Source organism: Calothrix rhizosoleniae SC01 (genome assembly GCF_900185595.1).
Taxonomy (GTDB): domain Bacteria; phylum Cyanobacteriota; class Cyanobacteriia; order Cyanobacteriales; family Nostocaceae; genus Calothrix_A; species Calothrix_A rhizosoleniae.
Window position 1 is genome coordinate 1 of record NZ_FYBH01000216.1, and the last position, 8,474, is coordinate 8,474.

Below are 8,474 nucleotides of genomic sequence, written 5' to 3' on the forward strand. Positions count from 1 at the left end.
CAGATTGTACCTATGTATTTCACAGAATCCGGTGAAGTAGTAAAATAGAGTTTGATAAAGCTAATATTACGTCCAATGACTTCACCAGTAAGTTGAGCCTCTCCTAAATAGCTATCATCAAGAATTGAGCCAGTTAAACCATTACCACTTTGAATCAGGGTAGCTTCAAAGCGAGTGGGTATTCCTTGTTGCCAGTATGTTCCTAACCAAGTACCACTGATGTCTGCCATATTACTTTGCTCCGAATTCAAAATTTAACATCGAGTGCAGTCAAGATGCTAAACCTGCTTATTATCTAAGCTTTTTGTCTATTGGAAATAGTGTATTAATCTACCAGTAAGATTTTGGATATTTTCCTAGAAATTTCCCAGAAAATGCTAACCAGATGCAACATTCATTCACTCTAATACATCATATTAATTCGGAGGTAAATTTTCCAGATGAGATATTGGGAAAATTTTGGTTAATATATTTAGATTCTGGGCAAATTTCATTATCATTTATCAATAGAATTTAATTTTTTCAATTATGGGTATTATTTCCAATCAAAAGTTTCGTCTGACAATTAGTTTAGCAACTTTGTCATGTATGGGTGTGGCGAGCATTTATTTATACAATAAAAACCAAAATATTAGCCTACAACATAACCCGATTCATCAACAAAATATTTTAAGCAATCAGCCCATAAATTTACATTTATTGAGTCAATTGAGGACTGATAATCAAAATCAATCCAAAAATCTGCCTGACATCAAAAAATTAGTGTCAGCCCCAAAATCTTACCCAGTTATAGATGAGTTGCTCAGATATAAATTTAATATCAATGGTAGTAAAGTTTTTCAGACAGGAAAACTACCTAAAAGTAAGGTAAATTTTAATCAGTCAGACCTATTAGTAGTTCTGAACAATACTAGGGATTACTTCCGTAATCATAGTCAGGCAGATCCAGATGTTATGCGTCCAGGAATTTTAGCTACTAAAGGTGTCACAGTTGAAGATACCTTGAAAACCCTGGATTTTATGATTGCAGTCCTCGAAGAAGATATTGCCAATAAACGAATAACTCGTTTACAAGATCCCAATTTTATTAATCAGCATTTTCGCGTGATTAAATGGACTGCTCATAATCCCAAACGCACCAGGCAAAGGAATTTACGTATTACCAAATATGCGGTTTTTACCCATCCAGGTTCTCGCACCAAAACCTCCACTTTTAATATTCCAGTATATAGTTTAAAAAATAGTGAATCTACCGATAAATTTTATAAAAAATATACAAAACAGGATGTTTTGTCAGGTATTTATGAAGCAGGAGGGGAAGAATTTGGGAAGGTAAATACCCTTGTATATTTAACTCGCCAAGGTTTTGAAGAGGCATTAATGCAAGGAACTATCCTGATTAATTTTCCAGATAAGACCCAGGCATTTTTTAATGTGGATAAAAATAATGGTATGCCCTATGTGCGGGGATTAGCTGCCAGATCGCAAAAACGTTATTGGTATTTTAAACAGGTGGAGTCAATCAAAGGTTATGGGCATAGCATTGATGCCAAAATTTCCATTAAACCAGGAGTAACTTTTGCAGGGGATGTGTTGAATGTTGGCTTAGGCAAGGTTGTTGTGATGGAGTATCTCAGAGGTGGGAAGAAACAACTAAGATTAGGTGTAATCGCTGATACTGGTGGTGCGTTTTTACCAAATTTGTATCAACTAGATTTCCTCGCAGGTATTTTTAAGAGCCAAAAGGATTTCCGGCAGTATATTCGCCAACTGCCTACCTATGCACAGTCAACATATATTTTGGTGAAAAAATAAAGTTGATGGTTGATAGTTGATGGTTGGTAGTTAGTTATTTCATCTCCCCACACTTCCCTCCTTCACTCCTTCCCTCCTTCACTCCTTCCCTCCTTCCCTCCTTCTCTCCTTCTCTCCTTCACTATTCCGCCTCTGCCCATAGCCTCGTATTATAAAAATATCAAAAAGTAGCCAAAACTTAACGGCATAACATGGGCAGTATTTGGGAACTTGATTTTTACTCTCGTCCAATAGTGGATGACAAACAAAAAAAAGTATGGGAAGTCTTGATTTGCGAAACTCCTACAGAGGTTGGCATCAATACAGATGAATTATTTCGCTATGCTCAATATTGCCCCAGTACAACCGTAAACTCAGGTTGGTTGAAGACTGCTATGCAAGAAGCGATCGCTCAAGCTGGAGAAGCACCCATGAGAATCCGCTTCTTCCGCCGGCAAATGAATAATATGATTACCAAAGCCTGTGAAGATATTGGTATTCCTGTACAAGCTAGTCGTCGTACCTTGCTACTGAATCAGTGGTTGCAACAAAGAATGGAACAGGTGTATCCTCAAGAACCTGGATATGCAGGAGGAATTAATCCTTCAGTACGCTTACAAGCACCCTTGCCACAAAAATTACCTGATGCCTTGGAAGGGCAAAAATGGCAGTTTGCTAGTTTGTCAGCAGCTGAGTTTAAGGATATGCCGGAATGGGAAATTGATTTTGGTGAAGGCTTTCCCCTAGAAATAGTGGGGGTTTCTGAGGCAACCCCAATTCCTGGAGTATTGATTTTTTCTCCCAGAGCATTACCTTTAGCAGGTTGGATGTCTGGTTTAGAGTTAGCATGGTTAAGATTTGACAATAGCCAAGGTGCAAGATTAGTTTTAGAAACTGGTGCTAGTGAAAGCTGGATTTTAGCGAATCTCAAAAATCCCCAAGTTTTAGCTGCTGCTGAGGATTTTGAGTCAGCCAAGCAAAAAGCAAACGGTGTTCATTTTGTTGCCGTGCAATCAGATGCTGAAGCAGAATCATTTGCAGGATTTTGGCTATTATGTGAAGTCAATCTACCTTAAATTTTTGACTAATACAATGTGGAGGGAAATGGCTCAAACTTTTATGACTCATAACTTTATTCTCCCATAGTGGAAACTCTCCACTCTCCCAAATATTTCTGCATCAGCAGCAAGCTGTATGGAACTTCCATTTGCAGGTGTCTTACACAAGTCAATTCAAGGTCATGGCATCTAAACAGTTACCACAAGATACACTAGCCGAACAACTGCTGGAATTAGCCATTAAATTTGGGGCGGAAGCGGCTGAAGTTTATCAGTCGCGATCGCTTTCTCGACCTGTATTTTTTGAAGGTAATCGCTTGAAACAAATAGAAACCAATCAAGCGGAAGGTACAGCTTTAAGATTATGGCGTAATGGATGTCCAGGAATCGCAGTTGCTTATGGTCTTGTGCAGCCAGAATTAATGGTGGAGCGTGCTTTAGCTTTAAGTCAACTTAATTCCCCAGAATTGATGGAGGTTGGTAGCAATTTTCAACCTCATTACCCAGATTTAGGGAAAGATGTACCTATAGAGAAGTTAGTGGAATGGGGCAAACACACCATTGATTTGATTCGCAATGTCTATCCAGATGCGATTTGTAATGGTGATTGGGAGTGTGATGTGGAAACTACCAGATTGGTAAACACCAAAGGTTTAGATTGTTATTATACGGACACTACTTTGAGTTCCTATATTTCTGCTGAGTGGGTGCGTGGTGATGATTTTCTCAGCGTCTCAGATGGTGAAACCAAACGGGGTGCCCTGCAACCAGAAAAGGTGGCTGCCCAAATTTTGCAACGCCTAGCTTGGGCGGAGAACAAGACAGCACCTCCCAATGGTCGCGTGCCCATATTGTTTACTTCCAAAGCCTCAGATATGCTGTGGGAAACTGTGCAAGGAGCCTTAAATGGTAAGCGTATATTGGAAAAAGCTTCTCCTTGGGTAGAAAGAATGGGCAAACAAGTTATTTCAACTGCTCTGACTCTCTATCAAAATCCCCTAGCGGGACCTTATAGCTGTCCTTTTGATGATGAAGGCACTCCTACCAAGCCTTTAATATTTGTAGAAAACGGAATCCTACAGCATTTTTACTGCGATCGCATCACTAGTAGAAAACTGGGTACTAGTTCTACGGGAAATGGTTTTCGTCCCGATTTAGGTAGTTATCCCACCTCTGGCTTATTTAATTTTCTTGTCCAGCCCGGTTTGGCAACTCTACCAGAATTAATTACATATATGGATAATGGCTTAATTGTGGATCAAATGCTGGGTGGTAGTGGTGGTATTTCTGGTGATTTTTCTATCAATGTTGATTTGGGTTATCGTGTCCAAAATGGTCAGGTAATTGGGCGCGTCAAAGATACTATGGTAACTGGTAATATTTATAGTGCCCTCAAGCAGTTGGTCAAATTGGGTAGTGATGCTGATTGGAATGGCTCTTGTTATACGCCGTCTCTAATAGTTGAGGGGCTATCGGTTATAGGCAAAATTGACTACTCCCCTGGCTGAAGGCGAGGGGATTCTAAAAAGATGCTACGGGACGGGTTAAAACCGCGTCTCTTTGCTTCTGATTAGCTGTCACCCTCTAGTTAGGGTCTGCTGAATAACTGAAAAATATTGATTTATCAATGCTTTGAGGCTATTTTATTGGAAAATAAGTGCAAGGGAATTAGGATTTTAAACCTAAAATCCTTGCATCTGTGATTTTTTCTGGCAAAAATACTAGAAATAAGGAGGCTGGAACTACTCCCTACTCCCTACTCCCTACCCTCACCAAAATACTTTTTCAGCAAGCCCTAGTTACACTTCTGGTAATTAAATTTGACCAGGAATTATATAATACAGTGATTTGAATCATAGAAAAGATTGACACTTAACATAGTAATTCTGTGATGACAAACACTGCACTTCTAATCCAGTAATTATACTGAATAATCTTGCTCTACAAAGTTGCTTTGCAGTTTCTTTAGTTGATTTTACTCTTGTGGCACATGAGCAAAAAGGAAATCCTATACATAGAATAAATTCGTGTGTAATAACCACAAAAGCTGATGGAAGAGACACGCAAAATATTAATGCTTGGCTGTGACCAGCAAGACTATGGCGCACTATGTAAGCTACTTAGTCAAACAGGTATATCCGTAGAAGTATCTGTGGTAAATCAGCAAAAAAGCGCCGATGCCCTTGACCCATTTTTGCATGGCACAGCCTATGATTGTATTTTCCTCAACCATCACTTACCAAAACATGATGCTTTTGCCATTATTGAACAATTACAGTCTCTAGCAATTACAATCCCCATAGTAATTATTATTGATGAAGATAATCAGCAAGATGCTACACAATTGATTAATAGTGGTGCAATTGAATATATCCGCAAATCCGAGCTATCTTCCACAATATTGACAAAGATTTTACGTCTATGTATTCGACTTGGGGATGCAGAAAAAAAAGTCGCGCAGATGATGCACAAGCTACAGGAAAGTAATGAATCCCTTAAGTGTCAAAACCAAGAATTGGCAGCACAGAAACAGTTAATTCGATTGCAAAAACTGAAATTATTAGAAGTCTCACAGCTAAAATCACAGTTCTTAGCCACCATATCCCATGAGTTGCGAACACCAATGAATGCGGTAATTGGCTTTGCTCAATTATTGTTACGTCCTAATTTTCAGACATTAACTCTTCAACAAACGGATATGGTGGAACGTATTCTCAATAATGGTAAACATTTGTTGATGTTGTTAAATGAAATACTTGAGTTTTCTGGTTTAGAGAATGGTGATATTTCCCTCAAGCCAGAAGTATTTGATTTATCACAGTTGATTGATACTACGGTTGCAGAATTTCGTTCCCTTGCAGACGAAAAGCATTTGTCTATTATTGTTCGCAACCACTTGCAAAATCATGTAGTATTTAACGACAAAAGAAAAATTAGCCAGGTGTTAACAAATTTACTGTCAAATGCAACTAAATTTACAGAATCTGGTTACATTTGGGTAGAAATCGATGAATTGCCTGACAATAGAGTAGCGATCGCAGTGCAGGATACTGGTATTGGTATTGCTCCTCAAGATATTAATAGTATTTTTGAACCTTTCTGGCAAGTTGATCAAACCACAAGTCGTAAATATGGCGGTATGGGCTTGGGTTTGGCGATCGCTCATTCTCTGGTAAAAATTATGTGTGGGCAAATTACCGCCACTAGCCAGCTAGGGGAAGGTTCTATGTTCCGAGTAGAACTACCACGTCAAATATTAACCCCTAATTCTCATCACATTAATGACTCCTATGGAAGCAAGATAATGGATCCTGTCAAAAAGAGACTCTTATTGTAATACCTAATCTATATTCGCGATCACCCCAGACAGAAAAGGTAGACAATTTGGGATTTGGGATGTGAGTTTAATCACAATAAATCATGCCAAAAAAATTTTCCCCTAGGATGTTGACAGTTTTGTAATACGAATGTAGTATATAAATATCGACGGACAAAGATTAAATATCAATCAATCATTTAAGTCAGAGCAGATTAGCTCACTGCATGTAATATAGGAGCTTTAGATATGGTTCATATTAGATTTGAAGGTCGTTCTTATGATGTAGATGAAGCCCAATTAGGTGTAAAAGCAGGTATGAACGATACTCTCATCAAAGAGAGATTAGCACAACATTTTGATGTACATTTAAATCGTTGGCAATCTTATGTAATTGACCGCAGACCAAGTGGTGATTTAATTGTCAGACCAGAAGCGGTATATGGATAATAATTTTTGATAATTTTATCTGCACCCTAACCACAAAAGCATACATACATCCGACTGGAAATCGGACAATGTTTGATATATTTTTCAACTTATCTGGTTAATAAAAAATCACTCCGTGCCCTAACATTGAAAGCTTACATACTAGCTCACTGGTAGAGCGTTACCCTGAAGAGGTAAATGTTACAGGTTCGATTCCTGTGTATTACAAAACAGCTTTCTTAACTTGCATGGGGTGACTAATATAGCGATATGTGCAAGTAACAAGTAACAAATAATAAGTAATCAGTTTACTGCTCATCAATTTAGTGCTTCAACAATGTCCGCGTCATGATTCCGTAGTGCTATTGTACAGAAAAGAGTTTCCTAATATCAGATAAATTATCATCAATAGTCCCGTGCCCTAATGACTAAAGCATACATACTTTAAACATATACTTAAAAAAGTAAACTCCGGCTTTAGCAACTTGCATGGGATATCCAATAAAACTATGATTTATAATTTGTAAATTATAAATTTATCCAGTAACAATCTACTTGGTAAATGATTTCAGTTTCGCGCCCTAATTTGTGAAGCTTACATACCACTTTTAATCGTAGTGTTGTAGGTTCGACTCCTACCATCTCCATTAGCGGAGATGTAGCTCAATAGGTAGAGCATACGGGTAATTTAAAGCTTTGTTGACTTGCGCGAAACCTCCAAATGACACCTCAGATCTTTTTGTAAGAGGTCCCAGAATTGCCAATATTTCATCTCGCGCCCTAACATTAAAAGCTTACATACTTTCTAGAGCAACAGTAGCTCGCTTGACATTTAATCAAGAGGTTGCAGGTGCGAATCCTGCGATAGTAGCCAAAAACAACAGCTTTTTTAACTTGCGTGAGATGATATAAACAATTCAAAATTCAAAATCTATATTGGTTGCTGCGCCCCAACACAAAAAGCTTACATACTAGCCGAATGGTACAGGCGCTTGCATAAGAAGCAGGATATTCCAGGTTCAACTCCTGGGTATACACCAAAGGCTTTTTTAACTTGTGCGGCAACTTTTAATAACTTTCCTTTTGCAGGGAATACACTGCTTTTTATTGTATTAAATAATCAGCGTTCGCCCTTGTATCACTCTTAATTACATTCAACTTATCCCAGTAGTTGTTACCGCGCCCTAACATAGATAACCAGTACTGCTTGTCATGACTGGTGGAGCTTACATACTAACCCTGCCAAGGTTGATCAAATCAAAGCTCACTAAACTTGCGCGGTGATTACCAAAAATCACTGCTTGCGTGGAACACCTACTACCAAATTACACTTCATTGATGGAGGTAGTATTAATGGATACAGCAGAGCAAGATTTACGTTTAGAATTGCTCAACAGTTTGCTGACAACCCCTCACCGCGAACTGGCAAAGGTAGCAGAATTCCATAAAATCATGGTGGAATTAGACCCAATTTTCTACGGTCACCTAGCTTCATGGTATCAGCATCATGGTGATGTTCGCGACCATAAGGAAGTATTTCTGGGACATTTGTTGACAAGTAACGTTAACGAGCACCGGGATGCTGGCTTTATGATGTTGCAAGAATTCCCTCCTTATCAGGTGGCGCGGATTGTGGACTTTATGAAGCAACAGCAAGGTAAAGTTCCCCGTTCTGCTCGGACTGCGGTGCGTCGATATCTGCAAACCAGGGAAGCAAACCCGAAATTTTTTGATCGTGCGGCTTTACGGGGACGTAAGGCGATGAAGCATCTATATGCTAGTTTGCACATTAACCCTCTTTTGTCACTCTAGGCAGAGGAAAAATAGAAATCCCAATAATCCAACTGGCTGAAAATTGAATTTGTGAAATAATTAAT

5 protein-coding genes, 1 tRNA gene and 2 pseudogenes are annotated in these 8,474 nt (G+C 38.7%); 7 read left to right on the forward strand and 1 reads right to left on the reverse strand.

The window, feature by feature from the left end:
- A pseudogene (locus CALSC_RS13190) lies at positions 1–230 on the reverse strand (hypothetical protein); the annotation flags it as partial.
- 298 nt (positions 231–528) lie between these two features.
- On the opposite strand from CALSC_RS13190, the gene CALSC_RS13195 reads away from it, so the two are divergent.
- The 7 genes and pseudogenes from CALSC_RS13195 to CALSC_RS13230 form a co-directional block, all read left to right on the forward strand.
- Positions 529–1,815 (forward strand): hypothetical protein, encoded by a 1,287-nt coding sequence (locus tag CALSC_RS13195; RefSeq protein WP_088241799.1) that lies wholly within the window; start codon positions 529–531, stop codon positions 1,813–1,815.
- Positions 1,816–2,006: 191 nt separating this feature from the next.
- Entirely contained in the window at positions 2,007–2,870 is an 864-nt protein-coding gene (locus CALSC_RS13200; protein ID WP_088241800.1) for a Tab2/Atab2 family RNA-binding protein, read from the forward strand.
- Positions 2,871–3,034: 164 nt separating this feature from the next.
- The gene (locus CALSC_RS13205) at positions 3,035–4,360 is read left to right on the forward strand and encodes a TldD/PmbA family protein (RefSeq protein ID WP_088241801.1); all 1,326 of its coding nucleotides are present in this window, start codon (positions 3,035–3,037) and stop codon (positions 4,358–4,360) included.
- Positions 4,361–4,902: 542 nt separating this feature from the next.
- Positions 4,903–6,189 carry a sensor histidine kinase gene (locus CALSC_RS13210; protein WP_088241802.1) on the forward strand — a complete coding sequence of 429 codons (1,287 nt, stop codon included), beginning with the start codon at positions 4,903–4,905 and terminating at the stop codon, positions 6,187–6,189.
- A gap of 228 nt (positions 6,190–6,417) precedes the next feature.
- Positions 6,418–6,618, forward strand: a complete 201-nt coding sequence (locus CALSC_RS13215) for a hypothetical protein (RefSeq protein WP_088241803.1) — start codon at positions 6,418–6,420, stop codon at positions 6,616–6,618.
- Between the two features lie 778 nt (positions 6,619–7,396).
- Positions 7,397–7,471, forward strand: a tRNA-Lys gene (locus tag CALSC_RS13225).
- A gap of 479 nt (positions 7,472–7,950) precedes the next feature.
- Positions 7,951–8,394 (forward strand): annotated as a pseudogene (locus CALSC_RS13230) (hypothetical protein); the annotation flags it as partial.
- Positions 8,395–8,474: the final 80 nt, after the last annotated feature.

What these genes read in the sequence shown, in the direction of transcription:
- CALSC_RS13195 (WP_088241799.1), top strand. Translation starts at nt 529, where the DNA reads ATGGGTATTATTTCCAATCAAAAGTTTCGTCTGACAATTAGTTTAGCA.
- CALSC_RS13200 (WP_088241800.1), top strand. Translation starts at nt 2,007, where the DNA reads ATGGGCAGTATTTGGGAACTTGATTTTTACTCTCGTCCAATAGTGGAT.
- CALSC_RS13205 (WP_088241801.1), top strand. Translation starts at nt 3,035, where the DNA reads ATGGCATCTAAACAGTTACCACAAGATACACTAGCCGAACAACTGCTG.
- CALSC_RS13210 (WP_088241802.1), top strand. Translation starts at nt 4,903, where the DNA reads ATGGAAGAGACACGCAAAATATTAATGCTTGGCTGTGACCAGCAAGAC.
- CALSC_RS13215 (WP_088241803.1), top strand. Translation starts at nt 6,418, where the DNA reads ATGGTTCATATTAGATTTGAAGGTCGTTCTTATGATGTAGATGAAGCC.